The sequence below is a fragment of the Aeromonas sp. sif2416 genome (assembly GCF_019218665.1).
GTDB classification, from domain to species: Bacteria; Pseudomonadota; Gammaproteobacteria; order Enterobacterales; family Aeromonadaceae; genus Aeromonas; species Aeromonas encheleia.
The window spans coordinates 1-214 of record NZ_JAHUXC010000070.1 but is presented as its reverse complement, the minus strand read 5'-3'; the positions used below and the strand labels follow the sequence as shown (position 1 = coordinate 214).

General features: G+C 67.8%; 1 protein-coding gene. It reads right to left on the bottom strand.

Going from position 1 to position 214, the window contains the following annotated elements; translation table 11 throughout:
* Positions 1-214: VCBS domain-containing protein (locus KW821_RS21585; RefSeq protein WP_218292886.1), on the bottom strand; the 214-nt coding region annotated here is incomplete at both ends.

The window sequence follows — 214 nt, the reverse complement described above, 5'->3', positions numbered from 1 at the left end:
TCCACTTGCCAGCCGCATCGATCTCCAGCTGACCCAGGGCGCCGGCACTCGGCGCGCCCAGGCCCGGTTTGAACTCGGCCTCGTCCACCCCGTCCACGTCGGTCAGGGTCAGGCTGCCAGTTTCGGTCAGGGTCGGCTTGCTCTCATCTTCCAGCACCGCGCCGTGGTCGGCACCGCTGATCACGGCCGCATCGTTCACGCCGGTGATGGTGAT